The organism is Polaromonas sp. JS666 (assembly GCF_000013865.1).
Classification (GTDB): domain Bacteria; phylum Pseudomonadota; class Gammaproteobacteria; order Burkholderiales; family Burkholderiaceae_C; genus Polaromonas.
On record NC_007948.1, the window covers coordinates 4601139 to 4624398 of the forward strand.

Below are 23260 nucleotides of genomic sequence, written 5' to 3' on the forward strand. Positions count from 1 at the left end.
GCACTCCTTTAAAAAGACTCTGTTTCAGGAAGATTTTTCAGCCGGAAGAGCGGCAACGAATGTCGGCGCCCATCGCGCGACGACGGGTTCGCCGGGCGCCAGGTATACGTTCTTGTGATCTCCACGCACGATGCTGGCCAGCAGGGATTGCCCGTCAGGAAGCTCCAGCGTTACGCGCCAGCCAGCGCCGAGATATGTAACATCACGTATCGTCGCGGGGACGCCGGAAATATCGCCTGATACGGCTTCCACTACGGGATGGACTGCGACGTTCTCTGGCCTCACCACAATATCGAAAGGCGCCGTTGCGGGAGACAGCAATGGCTGACGCACGCCACAGATCTCGTATCCGCGGCCGCCATCCGTCGCGGTGACGCGCAGAATCGAGCAATCGCCGAGGAAACGTGCGACGAAATGATTGGACGGCGCGGCGTAGATGGTTGCTGGATCCGCAACCTGCAGAAGCCGCCCCTCGGCCATGATCCCGATACGGTTGGCCATGGCCATGGCTTCCGATTGGTCATGCGTAACGTAGATGACCGTGATGCCGAGCTCGCCTTGGATACGCTTCAGTTCTTGCTGCATTTGATCGCGGAGCCTCCGATCAAGGGCACCGAGCGGTTCGTCCATAAGCAGGAGGTCGGGGCCGAAGACGAGAGCTCGGGCGAGCGCCACACGTTGCTGCTGCCCACCTGACATCTGCGATGGATACGATGACCCGCGATCGGTCAGGTTGACGAGACCGAGCGCCGACTTTACTCGCGCCTCACGCTCGGCACGCCCGACGCCGCGCATCCTGAGTGGATAGGCGACGTTTTCGGCAGCCGTCAGATGCGGGAAAAGCGCGTAGTTCTGGAAGACCACCCCGATTTGCCGCCGATGCGGAGGCACGTCGGAGACAGACGTGCCCGACATCAGGACGCGGCCTTCGGTCGGTTTATCGAACCCTGCAAGGAGCATAAGAAGCGTCGTCTTGCCAGAACCGCTCGAGCCAAGCAGCGCGAAAAATTCCCCCGGCGAGACGTCAAGGCTCACGTCGCTCACCGCATTGACGAGTCCGTACCGCCGAGTGACGCCCTGAAAGGAAACGGCAGGGAGCAACTGGTCTTTCATCAGAGGTCCCTCCCGAGGTCGAACGGGGTGAGCACTTCGCATCCGGTTTCGGTCACGACGACCGTGTCGCCAAAGCGCGCGCCGCCGACGCCATCTACATAGATTCCCGGCTCGACGGTGAAGACCATGCCCGGTTGAAGCACGGTCGGCGAATCGGCTTTGAGCTCGTGCCCGTCCCAACCGGAGTAACCAATCGAACGCCCGGTGCGGTGCAGGACGGGGTTCTCCCAACCGCCGCGCTCGATCACTTCCATTGCGGCGGCATGTACTTCACCAGCCGTCACTCCGGGGCGAACCATCGCCAACGCCGCCTCTTGCGCCTCACGCGCGAAATCAACGACCCTGCTCATTTCTTGAGACGGCTCTTTTGAACCAACCTGGACCGGCCGGTCGAAACCGATCAAATGCCCGAAGAAGCCCGTGCTACAACGGCATATTTGCACGATTTCGCCATTCCGCATTTTGCGGCCAGCGCCAGCGGCATGGCAGCGCGCCGTGCGCTCAGGCCCGCTCCCCGTCATATGCAGGCCCAGCGCCAATGGTGACTGCTCCTCGTCTCCGTTCCATAGTTCTGCAGCCCGCCTGGTACCGGCCACAAAAGAAGCGAGCGACACTTCCCATTCGGGAACGCCAGGCGCGATGTTGGCACAGCTGGCGTTGAACTGGTGGGCAATGACGTCGCAACTGAGCCGAATGACGCCGATCGCCGCCGCATCCTTTACGGCGAGCAACTCGCGCATCATCGGCGTGACGTCCTTGACGCGTTCGACGCCAAGTGCCTGAGTGACCAGCACGATGTTTCCGCCATTCGTTCCATTGAAGTCGACGCCGATCATGCGGGCGTCTGGAGCGATCTTTTCGAGATGTTTGGCGAGGGCATCCTGATGCGTCATGGGGGCCGGCACGGGCTCTTTCCATTCGACCCATTTGGCAGCCACCGGCGTGCCGCATCGAGCCCGTATTTCCTTGACTTCGCTGCCGGGCGAGACGAAGCCGGCTTTGCCGGCCTGCGGAAGGACCAGCCAGATCGGTCTACTGACCGGCAGGCCGTGCAAGCCGGTGAAGAAGCGATGCATGTCGATACCTGCTAACGCGAGAACATCGATGCCATGCTTCTTCATCGCAGTTTGGGCGCGTTCGATGCGATCGCTGTAATCCGCATCGGAGGGAAAAGTGAGCCTGGAGGTCACTGGGTTCTCAGTCATGGGCTTTCTCTGTGTGAAGTATCTATCCAATCGTTTGTATTAGAAATGCAATCGATTGTATTGTCAATAACTAATATGGATTTTTTTGAAAACAGCGATTTGGGGACGACTAGCAGGACTTGAATGCATTGAGTGCAGCCGCGCGCTGCTCGGCTGCGCATGGAGGTACCGGACTGCGCAATCCGTCAACGCGGCCGATGCACAACTTTGCAGCCGCCGTCAGTCAGAGGCGCCCTAGCGAGGCCCACTGCCAAGCGCCGATCACAAGCCAAGTACCCAACATATGTCAACTCACTTGCTGCTATCGCACCTTAGGTCGGATAGCAAATAGTTCGAAGCGCGGCGCGGATAGCCTCTCCCCGCTCGGCAGGGATCCTCAACGCTCAAACTTCGCAGGTACGCCGTCAAAAGCTCGTGAACATAGTCAGCGATCTCGCCTTAATCTGACACTTCAGCAGTCCCTGCAACGATCTGGCTATAGAACTAGTTGCGACCCTAATTTCCGATCGTCAGCGGCAAGCGCGGGCATCACCACGGATGTGCCAATCAGATCATCAGATCTTCGCCACACTGTCCCGCAGTACCAGTCGATGCTCGAGCACAATTTTGGTCGATGGCATCTCACCCTTGTAGATCTGGCGGAAAAGCTCTTCCGCTCCCCTTCTCCCCATCTCGAAGCGTGGGACGGACACTGTCGACAGCGGGGGATGCATCAGCCCCGCCAATTTCAGGTCGTCAAACCCAAAGAACGACACGTCACCTGGTATGTTTCGGTTGGCTTGTCGAGCAGCTGCCATAGCGCTTATCGCAAGCTCGTCGGTGGCACAGAAGACAGCCGTGGGGCGTGAGCCATCGTTGAGCATGGATTTCATGATCTCGAAACCAGACTCAGCATCATCATTGAAAGAGTCGGTTGAGCGTACGTTCGTCAGTTCGACGAGGCCATGATCGCGCATGAAATCGACGTACGCTGCACTACGGTCACGGTATGTCTCGGAGTGATTCGGTCCGCCGATGTGGACAATACGCCGATGCCCCATCGCATAGAGGTGTGCCATCACTTCCTTGGCGGCAGCGTAGTTATCGATTGTCACGCACGTGACGCCCTCGTGCGGTACGGGTCGCGATATCGCGACGACTTTGCGGTCGAAGCCCTGCATGTTGAGGATCGGCTTGGGTACACTCCCGGTGACCGTGATGATGCCATCCACCACGCCGGTCAGCAGTTGCTTCCCCAGTTTTGCCTCGCGCTTGGCCTGACGCAGCGTAACGCCCAACAAAACATTGATTCCACGTTCCGCTAGCGTCTCGACGATGCCCTGAACAACATCAGAATAGAACGGTGCAGCGATGTCCGAAACGATGACAAGCACCTGATTAGCGCGGCCATCCCGCAGATTGCGGGCTGCTTCGTTCAGCACGTACCCGGTGTCGCGCACAATCTGATCGATCAGCGCCCTGGTCTCCTTGGTGACGCGCGGGCTTCCTGCCAAGGCGCGGCTGACGGTCGAGATGTCGACTCCTGCCATGCGCGCTATATCGGCCATCTTTGGTCGTCTGCCGGTTGGCCGTTCCGTCGTATCGTCGATCGATAAAGTGGGCATGTTCCGTCCGTTCAATGGGTCCAAGATGGTAGCGTGCTCGCTTGTAAGGTGCTGTTGCGTGTAAGTGCACACAAGAGGGGTTTGGGGTCCGTTGTGACCTTCCGAAAAGGGAACGGTAAGAGACCTCCCCCACAAAATTTAACGTCATTACACTAGTTTGAGCTCTTCGCCGATCCGATCATTTTAGTCCGAATACAATCGGTTGCCTATTAAATACAATCGATTGGATTACAGTATGAACCTTATAAAAGGAGCTGACATGGACTTTGCTTTCCTTTCCGCCACCGATCTCGGACTAGCATTGGCCAAGGGCGAGCTCACGTCAGTGGCACTCGTGACTGAGTTGCTCGCTCGCATCCGCACCTACGACCCAATATTGAACGCTTTCGTCGAGGTCTATGGCGACGCTGCACTTCTGGCGGCACGGGACTCGGACGGACGGCGGTCCCGCAACCAGGCAAGGGGCCCCCTTGACGGCGTTCCGTTCGCGGTCAAGGATCTGTTCGACGTCGAGGGCCATGCCACGTTGGCCGGATCGAAGGCGTCCGCCCCTGCGGCCGCTGCGCAATCGGCCACCGCGGTCCGGCGATTGCTAGCTGAGGGCATGGTCTTGCTCGGCAAGACGCATACGGTCGAGTTCGCGTACGGCAGCTGGGGAACGAACCCTAGCTGCGGCACCCCGGTCAACCCGCGCGATCCTATAGTTCAGCGCGTCCCGGGCGGATCGTCCAGCGGATCGGGTGTGGCGGTGGCAGCCGGGCTGGTGCCCGTCGCGCTGGGCACCGATACAGGCGGCTCGGTGCGCAGCCCGTCGGCACTATGCGGGATCGTCGGGATGAAGACGTCGCTCGGACTGATCGGGCGCGGTGGGGTGCAGCCGCTCGCCCTTGTCTTCGACGCCGTGGGCCCAATGACTCGCTCCGTCGAGGACGTGGCGCTCATCCAGGCGGCGTTGCAAGGAGAGGATGCGGACGATCCGGCGACGTTCGGGGTACCGCGGACGGATTCGCTCGTCGACCTAAACAAGGGTGTCGCAGGGCTGACGCTGCGCTACCCGACCATGGAGAACCTAAAGGCTGCGGAACCCGACATCCTTGACCGGTTCAAGGAGACGCTCGCTGATCTGAAAGCCATGGGCGCCGTCCTCGACGAGACGCCGCTACCTCGTCCCCTCGAAACATATGCGACCCTCACGGCCAATATCACGACGGTGGAGGCCTGGAGCCGTTACCGACATCTAATCGAGAAGGAGAACAGCCTCGTGGACCCGGAAATCGCGACGCGGATGTCGCGCGGCAGAACGATGAGTATCACGGATTACCTCGGCTACCTGGAGCAGCGGCGGCTGATGCAAACGGAGTTTCACCGCTACTTTGCCGGGGCGAATGCCGTCCTGCTTCCCTCGTCGCCCATCACAGCGAAGCCCATAGACGGAGTACACAATACCAACGCTCCGTTTGGCCTTTTCACTCGTCTCGCCAATCTGATGGACCTCGCCTCCCTGAGCATACCGATGGGTGACGCCGAGGGCCTCCCCACCGCTGTTCAGATCATGGTCCGTCGCTACGCCGACCCCCTGGCTTTTCGAATCGGACGCGCGCTTGAAATTCAGCGCGGCGGATTGTTCGTGCCCCCTCCCGGCTACGAGCGCCTGGATCGCACGAAGATGCTTTGACTTAAAGTATGAGTCATCCATCTGCTGGCCGTTTTCGCCACTCAATGGCCGTATTCGACAACAAGTAGTGCTGTTGCTGCCGTCTTGCCTTGATTGGCAATCGAATGCTGCAGATCGGCTGAATACCGTGCCGTATCGCCACTGCGCACAATCCCTTCGCTGGCCCCGGCACGCACCGTCATAGCGCCGCTTTGCACGGAGAGGTGTTCCTTGGCCCCCTTCTCATGCGGCTCAGATGCCAAAACGCCGCCGGCCGTAATGGTCAGCTGGTACCACTCGACAGCACCTGCCATGTTGATTGGACTGAGGATGCGAAGCTCACATTTCCCGTCGGCACTTTTGATCGTCGGCATCTCATGGGCCGCGGTGACGGTAACGGCGGCCGCTGCGGTCTTGGCTTGGCCAGCGCTGAGGAAATCAGTGATGTCGATGCCAAGAGCACTGGCCAGGCGCCAGAGAATCGCCACCGTCGGATTAGCCTCATTGCGCTCGATCTGCGAGAGCATCGATTTTGAAACTCCAGCACGCCTCGACAAGTCATCAAGGGAAAGACGCTGCGATTGGCGCAGCGTCTTCAAGGTCTCGCCGACGGCTGGCGGTCCTTCAGAACGGCTCTCTGAACGCGAGATTTGCATATTCACGAATTGTTCGATATAGTGGACATACGGCGTTTATTAGTGGAAATCGCCAAAATGATGAATAACCCGATCCTAGCAGGACTACCCAATGCTTACCACCGCTCATTTCTACGCGTCTCTCCGAGAGGAGTTGCAGCAAATCGAGGCCGCTGGCCTATTTAAGGTTGAACGGCCGATCACCTCCGCCCAAAGCAGCATCGTTTCAACCGCTGACTCAACCGAGGTCATCAACCTCTGTGCGAATAACTACCTGGGGCTGTCTTCCCACCGCGGAATACTAGAAGCCGCGCATGCAGCCCTAGCCACCCGTGGTTTCGGCCTGAGTTCGGTGCGGTTCATTTGCGGCACTCAGGACATCCACAAAGAGCTAGAGGCACGGCTGTCGAAGTTCCTGGGTACCGAGGACACGATCCTCTACGGCTCGGCCTTTGATGCCAATGGGGGTCTCTTCGAGACCTTACTAGGCGCGGAGGATGCAATCATCAGCGACGAGCTCAACCACGCCTCAATCATCGACGGCATCCGCCTGTGCAAAGCTAAGCGCTACCGTTATCGGCACGACGACATAGAGGATCTGCGGCACCAGCTGCGGGAGGCCGACGCCGCGGGCTCGCGACACAAGCTTGTGTTCACAGACGGCGTCTTCTCCATGGACGGCACTATTGCGCGCTTGGACGAGATTCGCGCCGTGTGCGACGAGTTCGGCGCCTTGTTGGGAGTTGACGACTCCCATGCCACCGGTTTTATCGGCAAGACAGGGCGCGGAACGCATGAATACCGAGGCCTGTTCGGCAAGATCGACATTATTACCGGCACTCTCGGCAAGGCGCTTGGCGGCGCATCCGGTGGATTTACAAGCTCGAAGGCAGAAGTGATCGCATTGCTGCGTCAGCGCTCTCGGCCTTACCTCTTCTCCAACACGCTTGCACCTGTCATCGTCGGCGCGAGCATCAAGGTGCTTGACTTGCTTGAGGCAGACACCTGCTTGCGCGACAACCTCGAAGAAAACACTCGCTACTTCCGCGCCGGCCTCGCGGCGCGCGGATTCGACCTGAAGGCGGGCACTCAGCCCATCATCCCTGTGATGGTGTACGACGCAGAGACGTCGCAGCGCCTTGCGCGTCGTCTGCTGGAGCTGGGTGTCTACGTTACCGGCTTCTTCTACCCGGTAGTTCCGAAAGGGCAGGCACGCATTCGCGTGCAGATCAGTGCCCAACACACCAAACAACAGCTCAATACCGCTCTCGATGCCTTTGCGCAAGCAGGTAAAGAATTGGGAGTCACGGCATGAGGACGCAACCCAGAATTCTCATCATTGGTGCCAACGGACAACTCGGCACCGAACTCTCAACCGCACTCGCTGAGCGCCACGGCTCATACAACGTAATCACGAGTGATATGGTTCCTAGAGGCCGTCATGCGCACATCGCCCATGAAATGCTGGACGTCACCGACGCGGGGCAGCTCAAGGACATTGTGAAACGCCATGGCATTACGCAGATTTACCATCTCGCTGCGGCACTATCGGCCACCGGTGAGACCTCTCCTACGTGGGCATGGAATTTGAACATGGGCGGACTGCTCAACGTTCTGGAAACAGCACGCCACCACAAGCTGGACAAGGTGTTCTGGCCAAGCTCGATCGCGGCTTTTGGTCCCACCACACCGGCCGATGCAACGCCGCAGAGTACGGTCATGGAACCCAGGACCGTGTACGGAATCTCCAAGCTCGCTGGAGAAGGCTGGTGTCGCTGGTATTTTGAAAAGCACGGCGTGGACGTACGTAGCCTGCGCTACCCCGGCCTGATTTCGTATAAGACAAAGCCAGGCGGCGGCACGACTGACTATGCCATTGATATCTTCTATTCTGCACTTAAAGGCGAGCGATACAACTGCTTCCTTGCCGAAGACGAAGCGTTGCCGATGCTCTATATGGACGATGCGGTGCGCGCAACACTTGAATTGATGGAGGCGCCGGCGGAATCAATTACCGAGCGTGGCAGTTACAACCTGGCAGGGATTAGCTTCACGCCCGGTGAAATTGCCGCAGAAATCCGCAAGCATCGCCCGAACTTCGAGGTCGCATACGAGCCGGACTTTAGACAGGAGATTGCAAGCAGTTGGCCAAATTCAATCGACAATACACGCGCGGAACGCGACTGGAAGTGGAAATGCAAGTTTGACCTGCCCGCATTGGTGACAGATATGCTCAAGCATCTCCCTGAGTCCTCGAACATACCCTCCTCTATTGCACATGCTTAATCGGATTGACTAAACAACGATGCGTGGGTGGTCCGCCATCACGCATTACGAAGCAACCGATCGAGTTAAGGCGTCATCGTTTGCGCAGTGCGCAGCAGCTGTTCAACGAAAACCTTTATGGCGGGATGCGACCTTTCCCCTTGGCGAAAAGCTACTGAGATTCGACGAGTCACAGCCGGCCGTAGGGGGCGAGCAACCAACTGCTGCGAGATCTGCCCAAGGCGTAGTCCGGGAATGATGGACACAGAGCAACCGGATGCCACCATCGCGGCAATGATTTCTGAGCCGCGGCAAGCGGCGTTGACCTGAGGGGTGAAGCCGGCTTGGCGGCAAAGATTCATTACGAATTCACCATAGAAACTAGTTGCGGAATCCATCGCCCACTCCTCATCCTTTAGCTCAGATAGGACAATGGATGCTTTGACCGCAAGATGATGGTTCTTTGCCATCACTACTTTCAGCTCGTCATCAATAAGGCGCACCTTGTGAACCGTCTTCTCCATACGGGCCAAACGGACGGAAAGATCGTCCACTATTGCCAAATCAACGTTCCAGGAACCAAGGGCTGCCAAACCCTCAGACGGCTCCATCTCAATAATTGTTATCTGAAGACGCGGATAGCTTTTTCGAAGCGCTTGCAGCACAGGAGGGAGCAGTGCCGCTGCAGCAGTCGCAAAGGCGGCGATCCGCAAGGTGCCGGCGATCTCTTTACGTATTAGGGCCAGCTCCGAGCTGGCCTCATCTAGAACGCCCATGATGCGCTCCACATGCGATACCAAGACTTCGCCCGCGTAAGTCAGCTTGACCCCACGGCCTCTGCGCTCGGTTAGAGGAACACCGACTTCCTCTTCAAGCTGGGCGATCTGTTGGGAAACAGCCGACGGGGTGAGGTTTAGTGCCTCAGCAACCGCAGCCATCGTTTGGCGGATTGAAAGTTCTCGCAATGCTTTGAGGCGTGCAATATCCATATCCATCCCCGATCAATAAGTAAATATTCCTAATGTATACATCAAATAAAGATAAATTGTATTGCCTGAATAGCACCCGTACTATGCACGTTCCTACATTAGTCACGAGTGACTTGGAGATTTTGTGGCGGTCAGCGTTTTCGATCTTTTCAAGATAGGTATTGGCCCTTCGAGTTCACACACGGTCGGACCGATGCGTGCGGCGCGCATGTTCACGCAGCGCTTGGTGAATGAGAACAAGTTGGACACAACGGCGCTCGTGAGATGCGAGCTCTACGGATCGCTCGGCGCGACCGGCAAAGGCCATGGCAGTGGAACCGCCGTATTACTAGGGCTTTCTGGTTTTGAGCCAGACACGATCGATCCGGATAAGATTCCTTCAATCCTAGAGCGTATCCGCTCCACCAATCAGATCCTGCTGCTTGGAGTTCACCCCATCACCTTCGATGAGAAAGTGGATGTTCTCTTCTTTCTTTCTAAGACGCTTCCGTTTCATGCAAATGGCATGACGTTCTCAGCGTTTCACGCATCGGGCGAGCTCCTATGCTCGTATACATACTACTCAGTGGGCGGCGGATTTGTCGTAAGCGAAGAAGTAGCCGGCGACGGGTCTCGACACAAGACCATCGCGCCGGATACCACCGTGCTTTCACATCCTTTTCACAGTGGCGATGAGTTGCTGGCCATTGCGAACATAAACCATTGCAGCATCGCAGAGATCATGCGACGGAACGAACGGTACTGGCGGACTGACGCCGAGATTGATCGCGGCCTACTTAACATCTGGTCCGTCATGCAGGACTGCGTCACGCGTGGCTGCCGTGCTGAGGGCACACTGCCTGGACCCTTTAAGGTCCGTCGCCGTGCCGCCACTTTGCAACAGTCACTATTGGCAGCGCCAAAAACTGGTGCAAAGCCAGATCCGCTGAGCGCGATAGACTGGATTAACCTGTATGCATTGGCTGTCAACGAAGAGAATGCGTCTGGTGGGCGAGTCGTCACGGCACCGACGAACGGTGCCGCGGGCATCATCCCTGCCGTATTGCATTACTACACAGGCTTCGTGCATGGCGCCAACGATGCCGGCGTGATTGAGTTTTTACTCACCGCCGGCGCTATTGGCCTTCTTTACAAGGAGAACGCCTCCATCTCGGGAGCCGAGGTCGGTTGCCAGGGCGAGGTGGGGGTCGCATGCTCAATGGCAGCGGCCGCGCTATGCGCCGTGATGGGCGGCACGCCTGAGCAAGTCGAGAACGCCGCCGAGATCGGCATGGAACATCATCTTGGGCTGACATGCGATCCAGTGGGTGGACTGGTGCAGATTCCTTGCATTGAGAGAAACGCCATCGCGTCTGTCAAAGCCGTCAATGCCGCGCGCATGGCACTGCATGGCGACGGAGCACATCACGTGAGCCTGGACAAAGTCATCAAGACCATGCGCGAGACTGGTGCCGACATGATGACCAAGTACAAAGAGACTTCTCGCGGCGGTCTCGCAGTGAACATTATTGAGTGCTGATTACGCCACAGGTTTGTCCCGAAGACCGCATGTTGAATTCCGTCGAAATCTAACCCGGGTAGGCCGTACCTTATTAGTTTTGAATCCAGGCTAAACGCTTGTCACAGCGCCTTAAAGGTTCTTGCGGGTGATCCCAGTACCGACAAACCTGTATGTTTTGCAAATAGTTCAATTGCACGTCCGGCGGCCAAGCTATTGCCAGCACCGTCGAGACCGGGCGACCACGCACACACACTGCCAACCCCGGGAATGACCGCGACAATGCCTCCCCCCACGCCGCTTTTCATAGGCAATCCAACGCGCGCGGCAAAATCGCCTGCAGCGTTGTATGTTCCGCATGTGAGCATCAACGCAGTCACGCTATGGCGTTGCACTGCTGATAGCCTTTCGCGTGCGCGATGAGCTGAAAGCCTTCCGCTAATTGCCAATGGCAATGCACACCGGGCAATCTGGCGGGTATTCATGGTTAGTGCGCACTGCCGACAATAGGTATCCAGCACCGTATCGACTGAGTTGCAGATGCGGCCGTAGCTTTTAAGTAGGTGGGCAATGGCGGCGTTGCGGTGGCAGCTCTCGCGTTCCGAGCGCATGACTATTTGATCAATGTCTACCCGCTCATCATCTGCGCTTTGTCTCAAAGTTTGGAGTAGTGCGAGTTCAGGTTGCGCAAAACTAGAGCAAAGCACATCGGTGACGACAAGCGCGCCCGCATTGATGAACGGGTTGCGCGTGGCACCTGCCTCCTGATCCACCTGCACCCGTTCGAGAGCCAGCATGAGGGCGAACAATTTGGAAATACTTTGAATCGAAAACGGCACATCAGCGTCTCCGACGAATGCTTCCCGGCCGTCCAGCATGAGCAGCGCCATGCCGAACTGCATCTTGTCCACCCTTCCCAGTTGTGGAATGTATTGGGGCAACTGGCCCTGTGGCAGAAGGGGCCGCACTTGCGCGGCAATGTGGGCCAGGAGCCCGTCGGCATCGTCAATTGGCATGTCGCTAGGGGTCAATTCCCCGACGGAGCGGGGAAACCCGCGATACGGCTATCGGCAAGCGCTACCGGAAGTTCGCTCATTGCCGGATCTTGCCGGTGTCGCTGATGATGGAAAGCGCCACGAACCTCGAGCCGCTGCGCATGCCAGGCTTGAAGCCGACCACATACCCGGCCAGGTTGAGGTTATCGATGCTCTCCAGCGCCGCAGCCATGCCTTCGCGGGTCGGCCGCTGGCCCTGGCGCCGCACGGCTTCGACAATGACCTTCGCTGCGATGTAGCCTTCCATCATGACGTAGCTCACCGGCACATCGGGTTTTCCACCTTTGGCCGCTTCGTTAAGTTCTTTAGCCAGCCTGGATACATCGTACGGATTCGGCACGACATGCGAAATTGCCACCCCTCGCATCACGGTGGAGACGAAGGACAGGCGATCTTCCGCGATCCGCTTCGCCACACGCTCCATGTCGGCGCCCGAATACACAAAAATTTGCGCGCCGCCCCCGTTCGCGCGGTATTGCTCAATAGAGCGCGCGCCAGCCACCCCACTGCACACCAGAATGATCGCCTGGGGCCTGACCTTGATGAAACTGTCGATCGCGTCGGAGACGCGAGTCGTGCCTGCTTCATAGGAAACTTTCGAAACGACAGTGGCCTCGCTTTTCCCGGTGGCCTCTTCGGTTGCCGCGATCAGCGCGGCGGCGCCAGGGCCCTCCTCGTAAAGCAACGCCAGGCTTGTCACCCCGATCGTCGCCAGGTGCTCAGTGATCTTGCCGAGCTCATCCCGCAGGCTGGCGCGAACGTTGTACAGCAAAGGGGTGTCAGGGCGGACATCGGCGGCGCGGTAGCCCACCAAGGCGACTCTCTCCTTCTCCAGGACTCCCGCACTCACCAGTTCGGAGACATTCCGATTGCCGAGGTATCCCGCAAGCACTGCCGGTTGCTCTTCGGAGAGCATTTTCCGGGTGAGCCTGACGGTGTATTCGGGGCGGCCGCCGTCATCCTTGCTCACCAATGCGAAGGTATGGCCATTGACACCGCCGGACTTGTTGACGCCGTTGAAGAGCAATTGCATGCCCGCGGCGTAGGCACGCCCCTGGCTGGCCTCAGGCCCGGAAAGTGGCGCGACCTGGCCGATGACGATTTGCGCGGCTCGCGCCGGTTGGGCAGCGGCCAGTGCGGCGCAGGCCAGGATGAGTGGCATTGCCAGCTTGATGTGGTTCATCGACGACCCCAGTAGTACGTTAAACCCCACGGTGGAACATTTGCCACGCCACGCACTCGCGCAAGTGTGGGAAGAGGCCCGACGCAAGGGTTGCTTACAACGCCGCCGTGACGATGATTTCCACAAGCAGTTCCGGTGCAGCGAGCTTGGCTTCGCAGGTAGCACGTGTCGGCACCGCATCGGCAGGAACCCAGGCTTCCCAGACAGTGTTCAGGCCGGCGAAATCGCGATCGATGTCCTTGAGCCAGATCTGTGCGCTCAGGATTTTTTCCTTGCTGCTGCCGACGCTGGCCAGGCGTGCGGCTATGGTATCGAGCACACTTTTTGTCTGCACGATGATGTCGCCGTCACGCACAGCGGAGGTGATGCCGGCGAGATGAACGATGCCGTTGTGCACGACGACGCGGGACAGGCGGGGCGTGGATTCGTAGCGCTGGATGTCAGACATTGAGTGGTCTTTCTGTGTGGTTGGTGAGAAGGAAAAAGGGAAGGCAAGGAGCGGGCCGGTCAATGCACGGCGGCCGGGGCGAACCGGTCCACGGCAAACGGCGCGATCGGCAAGGTGCTGCGCCCATCGAACACCAGTTCGGAAACGATCTGCCCGCCGATGGGACCGAGCTCGAAGCCGTGGGCCGAGAAACCGAAAGCGTGCACCAGTTGAGGCGCATGGCGGCTCAGGCTGATGACGGGGATCTCGTCGGGCATAAAGGCCTCGACGCCGGCCCAGGCGCGCACGACGTTAATGCCGGCCAGGTGCGGGAACAGGTCGGTCACGGTCTGTGCGCTCGACGAAAGCTTGAGGAAGTCGATCTCGCCATGGCGGCGCACCACGTCGGCCGCGCAGCGCAGGCCGCCGCCTATGAGCACGGTGCCGTTGGCGAACTGCTTGAAGGACAGCGGACGGCCGGCCGCGCTCAGCACCGGATCGACGAAGTGCGGCACACGCTGCGTGATCATCAGCATCAGCCCGCCGGGCTTCATCGGCACCACGTCGCCCGCCTGCGCGGCGAAGTCGCCAGACCAGGCGCCAGCCGCATTCACCAGCCACGGCGCGGTGAAGACGCCGCGCGGCGTGGTGACGTGCCATTGGCTGCCCACGCGTTCGATCGTCTCCGCAGGCGTGGCTTCATGAAACTGCGCGCCCAGCCGCTGCGCGGCATGGCGAAAGGCCGTGACGGCGCGGTAAGGCACGGCATGGCCGTCGTCCTTAACCCAGATGCCGCCGACCACGTGATGCGCCAGTCGCGGCGCGATCTCGCGCACCTGCTGCGCGTCGACGATGACTTCGTGGGTGAAGCCGAGCGCGTTCAGCTCGGCCACGCGGCGGCGGAGCTTGTCCAGTTCCTGCGGTGTTTCGGCGATCTGCAGCATGCCGCTGGCCACGAAGGCCGCGTCGTCGCCCAGGTCTTTACCGATAAGCTCGGGCAAGCTGTGCCACAGGCCAAGCGAGGCGCGCGCCAGGGGCACCTCGGCATAGTGGCGACCCAGGCTTCGCACACCACCCGCATTGACGCCCGAAGCATGGCGCGCGCAGTACTCGGCTTCCAGCAACGTGACCTTCGCGCCGCGGCGCGAAAGGTGCAATGCGCTGGAGGTGCCGTGGAAACCGCCACCTATGACGATGACGTCGCTGCCCAGCGGCAGCCCGGTGCCATCAGGCCTCATGCGCAAGCTCTCCAAGTGTGATCGGCTTGATCGGCGGACGTATGCGAAAGTAGCCGGTCTCGCCGGGCGACACGCCGCGCGCATCGGCGATCACCTCGGTCACCGTCAGGCCACACTGCCGACCCTGGCACGGCCCCATGCCGCAGCGGCCGAAGCTCTTGGCCTGGTTGGGGCCGGTACAACCGATCTCGACATAGCCGCGGATGTCGCCGGCGGTGACTTCTTCGCAACGGCAGACGATGGTGCCGTCGGCCGGAATGCGATTGGCCTTCTTCGGGCGGTACAGTGCATCAAGGAAAGGCCGGATGAACAGGTGCTCACGCATCTCGGCGCGCAGCGGCTCGGCCAGGCTATCCCGTGTGTGGACGGCCAGCTTGCCGATTTGTGCGGCGGCGGCCAGCCCGGCGAGTTCGCCCTGCAGCGCGGCCACGCGGGCGCCGCCGATGCCGCCGCTGTCGCCCGCGACGAAGATGCCGGGCACATCGAGCTCGCCCCAGGCGTCAGTGACGGGCGACCAGCAGAGCTGGGCCTCGTCCCATGCGTGCCGGGCGCGCAGCGACCAGGAGAACTGGGTGTTCGGCACCACGCCCTGGTGCAGCAGCACCAGCGGGCTGTCCACCTTGCGCAGCGTGCCGCCGCTGACAAAACCCAGGCCGCTGGCTTTGCCATTGCCCAGCACGTGCAGCCCGGTCGCGCCCCTGTAGAACGGCGCGCCGGACTTCTTCAGTGCGGCCATGAGCGAGAGGCCTTTCTTGAGGTAGCGCCAGCCGGCCAGCGCGCCGCCCGCATGGCGGATGGCGCGGCGGTAGTCGGCGCCGTCGGTGGTGTCGATGATGGCCGCGATCGGCACACCGGCGCGGACGTATTGCCAGCCGAGCAGGTAGAGCAGCGGGCCGCAGCCCGCCAGTACCACAGGCTGCGTGGGCGCCATGCCCGAGCCCTTGAGCAGGATCTGCGCGGCACCGGCCGTCAGCACGCCGGGTAGAGTCCAGCCCGGGATGGGAAAGGGCCGCTCCATAGCGCCGGTGCACAGCAGCACGCAACCGGCCTGGACGGAACGCACACCGCCGTCCTGCAGGTAGTGCACTTTGCGTTCGGCCGTGACCTGCCAGACGGCGGCGCCGGTGATGTGGCGGGCGCCGCTGGCGGTGAAGTCCCTGGCCAGCGCCGCACCGGCGGCGTAATCAGGCCCGAGAATGTCCAGGCGCCTGGCGGGCACATCGGTGATGCCGCGGTAGATCTGGCCGCCAGCGGCGGGCTGTTCGTCGAGCAGCATGACACTGGCGCCGTGTTTACGCGCGGCGATGGCCGCGGCCATGCCGGCGGGGCCAGCGCCGATGATGGCGATATCAACCATGTCAGCTGGCCGGCCGGGCGCCATCCGGGATGATGTTTCAAACGCCATGGGGTGCCTCCATCGCCTGGGCGAGAGCCATGGCCGGGTCTTTGGCTTCGGCAAGCAGGTCGCGCATACCGTCCTGGGTACGGATGGCCATGCCGGCCTCCAGCGGCACCAGGCAGCCCTGGCGGTTGGGCACGCCGTTGATTTCCAGCAGGCATTCAAAGCACACGCCCATCATGCAGTAAGGTGCGCGGCCCTCGCCCGACACCGGCGAATTACGAAAGCGATTAACGCCGGCAGCTAGCAGGGCGGCCGCCACGCTGGAGCCCACGGGCACCTGCAGCGGCTGGCCGTTGAGGGTTACGGCGATGGTCGCCGCCGTGGAGGCGCCGGCCTGGGCCAGCGGTTGGAAGAAGGAATCAGTGGGCATGGCTGGGGCGGTAGTTGGGGTTCAAAAAACGGTCGCCCTGGAAGACGCCGATCTCTTCGGGCCGCGGCGCACCGCCGACCCAGGGTGCGACGCGGAATGCGTGCGCGGCAGCGAGCGTGACGCCGCTGTGGCAGGTGGTGACGAAAGCGCCGGGGTGCCGGGTCGACTCGTCGTAGATGGGAAAGCCGTCGGGGCTCATGACACGCAGGGCGCTCCAGGCCCGCACGAGGCGCAGGCCGGCGAGCACAGGAAAGGTGCGCACGCCGCGCTGGGCGATGTTGGCCAGCACGCCGGTCGTGACGTTGTCGTCGAAGCCCACCTCTTCCATCGAGTCGCCGAGCTGGATGGTGCCTTCGTCGGTCTGCCGCACATTGAGCGTGGGGTAGTCCAGAAAGCGCGCGGTGCGCTCGCCGATGAGCACCTGGCCGCGGTTGGGCACCACGGGCGCATGCAGGCCGAGCCGCTCGGCCAGGCCCCGGTTGCCGAGGCCGGCGGCGAGAACCATACGCGGCGCCTGCCAGCGGCCTTCGACGGTAAAAAGGCAGCCGCCGGCGCGCGGCTGGGCCACCACGCTTTTCACCGGCTGGCCGCTGACGTAGTGGACGCGGCGCTTGAAGTTGGCCTCGTGCAGGGCGCGCAGCAGCTTGAGCGGGTTGGTGTGGCCGTCCATGGGCGTGTAGCTTGCGCCGGTCACGGCGGGGCCCAGGGCCGGCACGCGGGCGATGACCTCCTGCCGGTCCAGCATCTCGAAGGGATAGTCGCCCGCGAGTTCGTCCTGGATGGCCTGCATGCGTTTTCGGCGCTCCTCCTGCTCTTCGTCGGAGAAGGTGAAGCAGAAGCCGCCGGGCTGCTCCAGGCGCACATCGATGTCGGTGTCATCCAGCAGCGCCTGTGCAAGCTGCGGCCAGAGAGCGGCTGAAGATCGCGTCCAGCGGGCATACGGCGTCATGCCGTAGCCTTTTCCCTGCACCCAGACCAAGCCGAAGTTGCCGCGTGAGGCGCGGAAGGCCTGGTCGCCTTCGTCGAGCAGGGTGACCTGGGCGCCTTGGCGCGCCAGGCCATAAGCCACGGCGCTGCCGACGAGACCGCCGCCGATGACGATGACGTCGCTATTGTTGTTGGGGGTTGTGGTGTTCGCCATGCGGGGTTCAGTTCTTGCCGATCAGCACGCGGTCCAGGCCGACGAGGCGGTCCATGGCGACCATCACGACGAGCGTGCCGACGATGAGCACGGTGGCCACCGCGGCCACCAGGGGGTCTATGGTCTGGGCGATCTGGTTGTACATGGCGACGGGCAGCGTGGTGGTGCCCGGCGTGGCGACGAAGACCGTCATCGTGAGCTCGTCAAAGCTCTGAATGAAAGCCAGCATCCAGCCGCCGGCCACGCCCGGCAGGATGAGCGGCAGCACCACGCGCCGGAAGGCGGTGAAAGGGGAAGCCCCCAGCGACAGCGCGGCGCGCTCGGCATCGCGGTCCAGCCCGGTGGCCGACGACAGCACCAGCCGCAGCGCATAGGGAATGATCACGATGACGTGGGTGGCGGCCAGCCAGGCGAATGAGCCGGTCACGTTGATCGTCGTGAAGAAGCGCAGGAAGGCCACGCCCAGCACCACGTGCGGGATCATCAGCGGCGACATGAAAAAGCCCACCAGCACGCCGCGGCCGGCGAACCTGTAGCGGGTCAGCGCCAGCGCCCCCGGCACGGCCAGCGCGATGGCGACGGTGGCCGAGGCCAGGCCCAGCCAGAGCGAGAACCAGAAGGCGCGGATGATCTCGGTCGAGTCGAAGATGGCGCGGAACCAGCGCAGCGAAAAACCTTCGGAGAAAGGCATGGAGATGAAGCCCTTGCTGGTGAAGGACACCAGCATCACCACCACCAGTGGCGCGATGATGAAGCCGATGAACAGGGCGTGGTAGAGCAATGAGAAGAAACCGTTCTTGCGCATGGGGAAGTCCTTGGATGTTCTGGGGTGCTCAGGCGTCGAAGACCTGGCTGAAGCGGCGCTCCACCCAGCGGTTGGCGCCGAGGATGATGAGCACGTTGGCCAACAGCAGCAGCATGGCGATGGTGGCTCCCAGCGGCCAGTTCAGCGTGTTGAGGAACTCGTCATAAGCGGCCGTGGCGACCACCTTGAGCTTGCGCCCGCCCAGCAGGGCCGGCGTGGCGAAGGCCGAAGCCGACAGGGCGAAGACGATGATGCAGCCCGAGAGGATGCCGGGCAGCAGCTGCGGCAGCATCACGCGCCAGAACACCTTGAGCGGCGGGGCGCCCAGCGAAAGGCCGGCGTTTTCCACCTGCGGATCAAGCTTTTGCAGGTTGGCCCAGACCGAGATCACCATGAAGGGAATCAGCACGTGGGTCAGCGCGATGGCCACGCCCGTCATGCTGAAAAGCAGGCGTACCGGCTCGCTGGTGATGCCAAGGGCCATCAGCGTGCTGTTGATCAGCCCGTTGTTGCCGAAGAGGATGGCCCAGCCCAGCGTGCGCACCACCACCGAGATCAGCAAGGGGCCGAGGATGACGATGAGGAAGAGCGCGCGCCAGGGGCTTTTCATGCGCGCCAGGATCAGCGTCTCCGGCACGCCCAAGACCATGCACAACAAGGTCACGCCCAGCGCCAGGCCGCCGGTGCGCAGGAAGATCTCGTGGTAATAACCATCGGAGAACACCTCGAGGTAGTTGCGCCAGGTGTAGTCGGGAAGCACGCCGCGCGTGCCGTCGAAGGCGTGGAAGGACAGCAGCGCCGTCAACAGCAGCGGCACCAGCAGCAAGCCGATGAACAGCAGCAGCGCGGGCGATGCCAGCAGCCAGGGCGCGGCGCCCGCGCCTTCGGTGGATTTGCGGCGCGGCACAGCGCCGGCCGCGGACAGGGCGGCAGTCGCTTCAGCCATGAGCCACCTCCTGCAGGGGCAGCACGCGCAGGTCGTCGTCCGACCAGCTCACGCCGACGGTGCTGCCTTCGGCCGGCGGCACTTCGCCGATGTTGGGCAGGCTGACACTCATCAGGCCCATGGCGGTGTCGACCTGCAGCATCCAATGGTTGCCGAGGAAGACGCGCGTCTTGACCTGGCCGGGAAACCCGACACTGGCCGCGCCCAGGCGGAGCTTTTCAGGCCGCACGAAGACGTGCACGTCTCCATCGAGGCTGCGGCCGCCGTGCGGGATGTGCAGCTGGCGCTCATTCACATTGACGATGGCGCAGCGCTGGTTGTTGGTGACGACGCGACCGCGCAGCGAATTCGTCTTGCCCAGGAAGGCCGAGGCGAAGGGCGAGCCGGGCTGCTCGTAGGCTTCGAAAGGCATGGCCAGCTGCACGATCTTGCCGCCGTGCATGACGGCGATGCGGTCGCTCATAGTCATGGCTTCGACCTGGTCGTGCGTGACCAGCAAGGTGGTGATGCCCAGGTGGCGCTGGATGGCGCGCAGTTCGATGTGCATGTCTTCGCGCAGCTTGGCGTCGAGGTTGGACATGGGCTCGTCGAGCAGCAGCAGTTGCGGGCGGATGGCCAGGGCACGGGCGATGGCCACGCGCTGGCGCTGGCCGCCGGAGAGCTCACGCGTGAAGCGCTTGCCCAGGCCACCCAGGCGCACCAGGTCCAGCGTCTCGCCGATGCGCTGGGCGCGCTCGCTGCGGCCCATGCCGCGCATCTCCAGGCCGAAGCCGACGTTGGCTTCGACCGTCATGTGGGGAAACAGCGCATAGCTCTGGAACACCACACCCATGCCGCGCTTCTCGGGACGCAGGGCGGTGATGTCCTGGCCTTCGAGCACGATGCTGCCGCGCGTCGGATTCACGAAGCCCGCAATCATCTGCAGGGTGGTCGTCTTGCCGCAACCGGACGGGCCGAGCAGCGAGATGAACTCGCCCCGCTCGATGTCCAGGTCCAGCGATTCGACCGCGACGAAATCGTCGAAGTGCCGGGTGAGCTTTTGGAGGGAGAGGAAGGTCATGGTGTTCTGGTGGCTATGGGCTGCCGGACAAGGAAGGCAAGAACGGCATCAATCCCGCGGCGAAGGGCCGCGGGGGCAAAAAACGTCAGGGCTTAACGTTCAATCGTGCGGTTCCAGCGATTCGTCCACTCGCCGCGCTTCTCGTTGACGACGGACCAGTTAGTCGGCAGCAGCTTGCCGATCTGCGCCGGGCCGTAAGGGACCTTGGCGGCGATGGCGGGGTCAAGCTTGACCTTGCTGTTGACAGGACCAAAGCCCTGGGTCTCGGCCAGCAGGACCTGCACTTCAGGCGTCATCAGGTATTGCAGCAGGGCCTGGGCCTGCTCGGGCACGTCGCTGTTGACAACCGGGCAGGCCGCGATCAGCAGCGCCATCGCGCCTTCCTTGGGATAGACGAATTCGATGGGGAAACCGGTGGCCCTGAAGGACTCGGTGCGCCCGCTGCCCCACACCGCGAGGTTGATGTCGCCGTTCTGGAAAAGCTCGGTCATCTTGCCAGGCGATGGCTCCCAGGCCAGCACGTTGGGCGCGACTTCCTTGGCCATGGCGTCGAAGCCGGCGTCGATGGCCTTTTCGCCGCCGCCGCGCATCCTGGCGTACATGATCAGCGTCTGCAGGCCGTAGGTGTTGGAGATCGGCGGGATGGCCAGCTTCTGCTTGAACTTCTTGTCCGTGAGGATTTGCCATGAATCGGGCTTGGGCAAGCCGGCCTTCTTGAAGGCTTCGGTGTTGTAGGCCAGGCCCGTGGCGACGGCGCCGATAGCCATGGAGCGGTCGTCGATGCGGGCCAAGGGGTAGATATCCTTGTAGATAGGCGCATCCTTGACCTTGTCGCAGAAACCGAACTGCACGGCCTGCTGCATTGGGCCGTCATCCAACAGCACGAGGTCAAGCTCCTGCTTGTCTTTCTGCGCCTGCAGCTTGGCCAGGGTGTCGGTGGAGTTGCCCGCGACATAGACGATCTTGACCTTGCGGGCCGCCTCAAAGGCCGGGATGATTTTTTCCTTGAACGCCTTTTCGGTGGAGCCGCCGTAGGCGCCGACGTAGAGGGTAGGGACGGATTGCGCGTGGACGATGCCCGCACAAGCCAGGGCGACGGCCGTGGCAAGCGATGCTCTCAGGAATTTTGCTTTCATCGGGGTTTCTCCATAACGGTGCATCCGGCCCACTCTGGGGCGCATCACGCACTAATTTGACACACCAGGTTATGGGACGATAATGGACCGCACAACCCGCTACACACTGACGAATTCAATGTTAGGTGGCAGTTTGATGTAAAACAAATACAATTATTTTTTTAGCCCATAACATTGTGTTATGGTTTTACCGGGGTTTTCCCTTGCGCCTCAGACAACTCGAAGCCTTCCGCGCCGTCATGCTGTGCCAGACCGTCACCCGCGCGGCCGACATGCTGTTCATTTCGCAGCCGGCCGTCACGCGCCTGCTCGCCGACCTGGAAGAAAGCGCGGGTTTCCCGCTCTTCGAACGCTCGCGCGGGCGCCTGCATCCGACGGCCGAAGCGCAGCTGCTGTACGAGGAGGTCAACCGCTCACTGATCGGCGTCGAGCGCATTGCGCGTATGGCCCACGCCATCAAGACGCAGCAGCGCGGGGCGCTGCATGTGGCCGCGCCGCCGTCGATTGCGCTATCCTTCATGCCGCGTGCAATCGGGCATTTCCTGAAGGAGCATGGCGAGATCAAGATCATGCTGGGGGTGTACGACTCGCGCACCATCGTGGACATGGTGATCGGCCAGCGCTGCGACGTGGGCATCGTCAACCTTTCCATCAGCAACACCGGCACGCACGGAGACAGCCTGCTGTCGGCCGCGCATGTGTGCGCTGTGCCCGTCGGCCATCGCCTGGCCGGCCGCGAGGTGGTGGTGCCGGCCGACATCGAAGGCGAACTCTTTCTTTCGCACCCGAGCTACCTCGGCACACGGCTGGTGATCGACGCCATGTTCGCGGCCCACGGCGTTAAATACAAACCGGCGCAGGTGGAGGTCCAGGTCTCGGCCGCGCTGTGTTCGCTGGTGGCGGCAGGCCAGGGCATCTCGCTGGTCGATGCAATCACGGCCATGGAATACAAGGGCAGTGACTTGCGCTTCATCCCCTTCGAGCCGTCGGTGCCGCTGGAGTTTTCGGTGCTGACACCCTTGCAGCGCACCCCGACCAAGCTGGTCGAGCCCTTCATTGCGCATGTGCGCAAGTTCGCCATAGCCGAACTGGATCCCCGGTTTCTGATGAAGTAGGCTCGTGCCTCGGACAGCCCGAGCCTGACCTGGTGGCCAGCGCGTGAGTCGTCCACTGCATATCCGCCCAGATGCCGTAGCGTCGTCATCCGGTAGGTCGAACGAAACCCCGCAGTACGGGAGGGATACGACAGAACTGGGGCATGTTGGTCGGCATCTAGGCATGAAATACGTTTGTCAGGCGAAGCGGCTACTGCCGGATCTTGCCCACCGTGACGATCGACATCTCGACAAACCTGGAACCCGACCGGATGTTGGGTCTGAAGCCAATCGAATAACCGCCCAGGTCGAGCGTGTCGATCGAGTCGAGCGCTTGGACGAAGCCTTCGCGGCTGGCGCGTGCGCCCATCCGGCGGGCCACCTCGATGATCACCTTGGCTGCGATGTAGCCTTCCATCATGGCGTAGCTCACAGGCACG

Annotated in this window: 22 protein-coding genes; 5 read left to right on the forward strand and 17 right to left on the reverse strand. The window is 61.6% G+C overall.

What is annotated here, in order from left to right; translation table 11 throughout:
• Positions 1–24 precede the first annotated feature (24 nt).
• The 3 genes from BPRO_RS21795 to BPRO_RS21805 all read right to left on the reverse strand — a co-directional run bounded on the left by BPRO_RS21795 (position 25) and on the right by BPRO_RS21805 (position 3922).
• Positions 25–1113 carry an ABC transporter ATP-binding protein gene (locus BPRO_RS21795; RefSeq protein WP_011485239.1) on the reverse strand — a complete coding sequence of 363 codons (1089 nt, stop codon included), beginning with the start codon at positions 1111–1113 and terminating at the stop codon, positions 25–27.
• Positions 1113–2318, reverse strand: a complete 1206-nt coding sequence (locus tag BPRO_RS28100; protein WP_011485240.1) for a M24 family metallopeptidase — start codon at positions 2316–2318, stop codon at positions 1113–1115. The genes BPRO_RS21795 and BPRO_RS28100 overlap by 1 nt, the downstream gene beginning before the upstream one ends.
• Before the next feature lie 554 nt (positions 2319–2872).
• The gene (locus tag BPRO_RS21805; protein WP_011485241.1) at positions 2873–3922 is read right to left on the reverse strand and encodes a LacI family DNA-binding transcriptional regulator; all 1050 of its coding nucleotides are present in this window, start codon (positions 3920–3922) and stop codon (positions 2873–2875) included.
• 259 nt (positions 3923–4181) lie between these two features.
• On the opposite strand from BPRO_RS21805, the gene BPRO_RS21810 reads away from it, so the two are divergent.
• The gene (locus BPRO_RS21810) at positions 4182–5597 is read left to right on the forward strand and encodes an amidase (protein WP_011485242.1); all 1416 of its coding nucleotides are present in this window, start codon (positions 4182–4184) and stop codon (positions 5595–5597) included.
• A gap of 41 nt (positions 5598–5638) precedes the next feature.
• On the opposite strand, the gene BPRO_RS21815 is transcribed toward BPRO_RS21810, so the two are convergent.
• The gene (locus BPRO_RS21815) at positions 5639–6232 is read right to left on the reverse strand and encodes a helix-turn-helix domain-containing protein (RefSeq protein ID WP_011485243.1); all 594 of its coding nucleotides are present in this window, start codon (positions 6230–6232) and stop codon (positions 5639–5641) included.
• 91 nt (positions 6233–6323) lie between these two features.
• Between BPRO_RS21815 and kbl the strand changes: the two genes are divergently transcribed.
• The gene (kbl, locus tag BPRO_RS21820) at positions 6324–7526 is read left to right on the forward strand and encodes a glycine C-acetyltransferase (protein ID WP_011485244.1); all 1203 of its coding nucleotides are present in this window, start codon (positions 6324–6326) and stop codon (positions 7524–7526) included.
• Complete coding sequence (locus BPRO_RS21825; RefSeq protein WP_011485245.1) at positions 7523–8497, forward strand: NAD-dependent epimerase/dehydratase family protein; 975 nt, start codon at positions 7523–7525, stop codon at positions 8495–8497. The genes kbl and BPRO_RS21825 overlap by 4 nt, the downstream gene beginning before the upstream one ends.
• 65 nt (positions 8498–8562) lie before the next feature.
• Here BPRO_RS21825 and BPRO_RS21830 read toward each other — a convergent pair whose 3' ends face one another.
• A complete protein-coding gene (locus BPRO_RS21830) occupies positions 8563–9465 on the reverse strand; it encodes a LysR family transcriptional regulator (RefSeq protein WP_011485246.1) in 903 nt (300 codons plus the stop codon).
• Positions 9466–9589: 124 nt separating this feature from the next.
• Between BPRO_RS21830 and BPRO_RS21835 the strand changes: the two genes are divergently transcribed.
• Positions 9590–10984 (forward strand): L-serine ammonia-lyase, encoded by a 1395-nt coding sequence (locus tag BPRO_RS21835; protein WP_011485247.1) that lies wholly within the window; start codon positions 9590–9592, stop codon positions 10982–10984.
• Positions 10985–11085: 101 nt separating this feature from the next.
• Here BPRO_RS21835 and BPRO_RS21840 read toward each other — a convergent pair whose 3' ends face one another.
• The 11 genes from BPRO_RS21840 to BPRO_RS21890 all read right to left on the reverse strand — a co-directional run bounded on the left by BPRO_RS21840 (position 11086) and on the right by BPRO_RS21890 (position 21726).
• Complete coding sequence (locus tag BPRO_RS21840; protein WP_011485248.1) at positions 11086–11979, reverse strand: glutaminase; 894 nt, start codon at positions 11977–11979, stop codon at positions 11086–11088.
• Between the two features lie 76 nt (positions 11980–12055).
• Positions 12056–13201 carry an ABC transporter substrate-binding protein gene (locus BPRO_RS21845; protein ID WP_041389010.1) on the reverse strand — a complete coding sequence of 382 codons (1146 nt, stop codon included), beginning with the start codon at positions 13199–13201 and terminating at the stop codon, positions 12056–12058.
• A 94-nt stretch (positions 13202–13295) separates the two neighbouring features.
• Positions 13296–13649 (reverse strand): RidA family protein, encoded by a 354-nt coding sequence (locus tag BPRO_RS21850; protein WP_011485250.1) that lies wholly within the window; start codon positions 13647–13649, stop codon positions 13296–13298.
• A gap of 59 nt (positions 13650–13708) precedes the next feature.
• Positions 13709–14866: an NAD(P)/FAD-dependent oxidoreductase gene (locus BPRO_RS21855; protein WP_011485251.1), complete on the reverse strand. Its 1158-nt coding sequence runs from the start codon at positions 14864–14866 to the stop codon at positions 13709–13711.
• Positions 14856–16271, reverse strand: coding sequence for an NAD(P)/FAD-dependent oxidoreductase (locus BPRO_RS21860; RefSeq protein WP_011485252.1), 1416 nt, complete (start codon positions 16269–16271; stop codon positions 14856–14858). The genes BPRO_RS21855 and BPRO_RS21860 overlap by 11 nt, the downstream gene beginning before the upstream one ends.
• Entirely contained in the window at positions 16261–16638 is a 378-nt protein-coding gene (locus tag BPRO_RS21865; RefSeq protein ID WP_011485253.1) for a (2Fe-2S)-binding protein, read from the reverse strand. Before BPRO_RS21865 ends, BPRO_RS21860 begins: the two co-directional genes overlap by 11 nt.
• On the reverse strand, positions 16628–17779 hold the full coding sequence (locus BPRO_RS21870; protein ID WP_011485254.1) for an NAD(P)/FAD-dependent oxidoreductase: 1152 nt from the start codon (positions 17777–17779) through the stop codon (positions 16628–16630). The genes BPRO_RS21865 and BPRO_RS21870 overlap by 11 nt, the downstream gene beginning before the upstream one ends.
• Positions 17780–17786: 7 nt before the next feature.
• Complete coding sequence (locus tag BPRO_RS21875) at positions 17787–18584, reverse strand: ABC transporter permease (protein WP_011485255.1); 798 nt, start codon at positions 18582–18584, stop codon at positions 17787–17789.
• A 28-nt stretch (positions 18585–18612) separates the two neighbouring features.
• A complete protein-coding gene (locus BPRO_RS21880) occupies positions 18613–19530 on the reverse strand; it encodes an ABC transporter permease (protein WP_011485256.1) in 918 nt (305 codons plus the stop codon).
• Positions 19523–20590 carry an ABC transporter ATP-binding protein gene (locus tag BPRO_RS21885; RefSeq protein WP_011485257.1) on the reverse strand — a complete coding sequence of 356 codons (1068 nt, stop codon included), beginning with the start codon at positions 20588–20590 and terminating at the stop codon, positions 19523–19525. The genes BPRO_RS21880 and BPRO_RS21885 overlap by 8 nt, the downstream gene beginning before the upstream one ends.
• A 92-nt stretch (positions 20591–20682) precedes the next feature.
• On the reverse strand, positions 20683–21726 hold the full coding sequence (locus tag BPRO_RS21890; RefSeq protein ID WP_011485258.1) for an ABC transporter substrate-binding protein: 1044 nt from the start codon (positions 21724–21726) through the stop codon (positions 20683–20685).
• A gap of 203 nt (positions 21727–21929) precedes the next feature.
• On the opposite strand from BPRO_RS21890, the gene BPRO_RS21895 reads away from it, so the two are divergent.
• Entirely contained in the window at positions 21930–22841 is a 912-nt protein-coding gene (locus tag BPRO_RS21895; protein WP_011485259.1) for a LysR substrate-binding domain-containing protein, read from the forward strand.
• A 190-nt stretch (positions 22842–23031) separates the two neighbouring features.
• On the opposite strand, the gene BPRO_RS21900 is transcribed toward BPRO_RS21895, so the two are convergent.
• On the reverse strand, positions 23032–23259 hold the full coding sequence (locus tag BPRO_RS21900; protein ID WP_157045848.1) for a hypothetical protein: 228 nt from the start codon (positions 23257–23259) through the stop codon (positions 23032–23034).
• Position 23260: the final 1 nt, after the last annotated feature.

Bases quoted from the DNA above. Each gene is read 5' to 3' on its own strand.
- BPRO_RS21825 (WP_011485245.1), top strand. From the start codon at position 7,523: ATGAGGACGCAACCCAGAATTCTCATCATTGGTGCCAACGGACAACTC.
- BPRO_RS21805 (WP_011485241.1), bottom strand. From the start codon at position 3,922: ATGCCCACTTTATCGATCGACGATACGACGGAACGGCCAACCGGCAGA.
- BPRO_RS21845 (WP_041389010.1), bottom strand. From the start codon at position 13,201: ATGAACCACATCAAGCTGGCAATGCCACTCATCCTGGCCTGCGCCGCA.
- BPRO_RS21840 (WP_011485248.1), bottom strand. From the start codon at position 11,979: ATGCCAATTGACGATGCCGACGGGCTCCTGGCCCACATTGCCGCGCAA.
- BPRO_RS21860 (WP_011485252.1), bottom strand. From the start codon at position 16,271: ATGGCGTTTGAAACATCATCCCGGATGGCGCCCGGCCGGCCAGCTGAC.
- BPRO_RS21830 (WP_011485246.1), bottom strand. From the start codon at position 9,465: ATGGATATTGCACGCCTCAAAGCATTGCGAGAACTTTCAATCCGCCAA.
- kbl (WP_011485244.1), top strand. From the start codon at position 6,324: ATGCTTACCACCGCTCATTTCTACGCGTCTCTCCGAGAGGAGTTGCAG.
- BPRO_RS21795 (WP_011485239.1), bottom strand. From the start codon at position 1,113: ATGAAAGACCAGTTGCTCCCTGCCGTTTCCTTTCAGGGCGTCACTCGG.
- BPRO_RS21815 (WP_011485243.1), bottom strand. From the start codon at position 6,232: ATGCAAATCTCGCGTTCAGAGAGCCGTTCTGAAGGACCGCCAGCCGTC.
- BPRO_RS21880 (WP_011485256.1), bottom strand. From the start codon at position 19,530: ATGGCTGAAGCGACTGCCGCCCTGTCCGCGGCCGGCGCTGTGCCGCGC.
- BPRO_RS21865 (WP_011485253.1), bottom strand. From the start codon at position 16,638: ATGCCCACTGATTCCTTCTTCCAACCGCTGGCCCAGGCCGGCGCCTCC.
- BPRO_RS21850 (WP_011485250.1), bottom strand. From the start codon at position 13,649: ATGTCTGACATCCAGCGCTACGAATCCACGCCCCGCCTGTCCCGCGTC.
- BPRO_RS21890 (WP_011485258.1), bottom strand. From the start codon at position 21,726: ATGAAAGCAAAATTCCTGAGAGCATCGCTTGCCACGGCCGTCGCCCTG.
- BPRO_RS21875 (WP_011485255.1), bottom strand. From the start codon at position 18,584: ATGCGCAAGAACGGTTTCTTCTCATTGCTCTACCACGCCCTGTTCATC.
- BPRO_RS21810 (WP_011485242.1), top strand. From the start codon at position 4,182: ATGGACTTTGCTTTCCTTTCCGCCACCGATCTCGGACTAGCATTGGCC.
- BPRO_RS21870 (WP_011485254.1), bottom strand. From the start codon at position 17,779: ATGGCGAACACCACAACCCCCAACAACAATAGCGACGTCATCGTCATC.
- BPRO_RS28100 (WP_011485240.1), bottom strand. From the start codon at position 2,318: ATGACTGAGAACCCAGTGACCTCCAGGCTCACTTTTCCCTCCGATGCG.
- BPRO_RS21885 (WP_011485257.1), bottom strand. From the start codon at position 20,590: ATGACCTTCCTCTCCCTCCAAAAGCTCACCCGGCACTTCGACGATTTC.
- BPRO_RS21855 (WP_011485251.1), bottom strand. From the start codon at position 14,866: ATGAGGCCTGATGGCACCGGGCTGCCGCTGGGCAGCGACGTCATCGTC.